Origin of the sequence: Bradyrhizobium manausense (assembly GCF_001440035.1) — a bacterium.
In the GTDB taxonomy this organism is placed as follows: Bacteria; Pseudomonadota; Alphaproteobacteria; order Rhizobiales; family Xanthobacteraceae; genus Bradyrhizobium; species Bradyrhizobium manausense.
The window spans coordinates 1-1,126 of sequence record NZ_LJYG01000115.1; the positions used below are offsets into that span (position 1 = coordinate 1).

General features: G+C 63.1%; 1 protein-coding gene. It reads right to left on the minus strand.

Annotated elements, in window-relative coordinates; genetic code table 11:
• Positions 1–845 (minus strand): DUF1522 domain-containing protein (locus AOQ71_RS40210; RefSeq protein WP_157083815.1); only part of this gene is annotated, 845 nt, incomplete at its 3' end.
• Positions 846–1,126: the final 281 nt, after the last annotated feature.

Here is a 1,126-nt window from a genome sequence, read left to right on the forward strand (position 1 = left end):
GTCGCAGCGCCGGCGCTAATCGAAACCGTCTTGACGCCGCTGGCGAGATCGACCGCGGTCAATAGGTCGCTGACGTTTGCAGCTGGCGTACCCGAGGTGCCGAGATAGACGGTCGAGTTGCCATTGCCGTCCGTGACGATGTTGCCGCTGACGCCGGAACCGGTCGGAACGCCGGAGGTTGCCGGAGCCGAGCCCGCACGGAAGGTGATGGTCTTGCCGTTGACCGTCAGCGTGTCGCCGTCAGCTGGCTGGGCGTTGCCGACCAGGCCGGTCGCCGAGGTGCCGCTGGACGCGATCAGGGTGATGGCGCCGGTCAGAGCCGTGGAGCCGTCACCGGCCGTTGCCGCCGTTCCCTGCAGAACGCCGATGGTGGCGCCGAGGGTGGTGGTGCCGCTGGCAGCGGTGGTGCCGCCGGCCGCGCCGTCATAAATGACGTTGCTGCTTGCGGTCGCGCTGGCGAAGGAGGTCGTGCCACGCAAATCGGCCGCCGTTGCACCGGAGATCGTGGTGGAGACGTTCGACTTGGTGGAATAACCGACGGTGGTCTGGAGTGCCTGGTTGGCGATCGACTTGGCGCTGTCGATCAGCTTCTGCAGCGAGGTCAGGCCCGTGTTGGCAGCCTGCAGCACCTGCACACCATTGGCGATGCCGTCGAGCAGGTTGTTGATGTCGCTGGCGCGGTTGTCGAGCGACTGTGCCGTGAAGAAGTTGGTGGGATTGTCCAGGGCCGAGTTCACGCTCTTGCCCGTCGACAGACGGTTTTGCGTGGTGGCGAGAAGATCGGCGGTGGACTGGAGAGAGAGCAGGTTCTGGCGAACCGACGCAGAGAGAACAATACCGGACATGACTCTTACCCTTCTGGCTTACGCGTCTTCGTTCGATCGCTTCTGGATCGAGTGACGGCCACAGGGTGCGCTGACATGGCTAACAAAGGGTGAAACTCACCCCACCCGCATAAGCCCCGGTTCACCATAAACCATTGTGGCGGGTTGGCGCGCTTCGCAATCGAGCTGAAATCGTTGGCGATTCTGCGCGCTTACTCCCCGTTAACCATAACCGCTGGTTACTTCTCGGCGGCTTTCTGCCTTTCGCATAACGCGGCGAACGACAAAAAAAAACGGCGGGG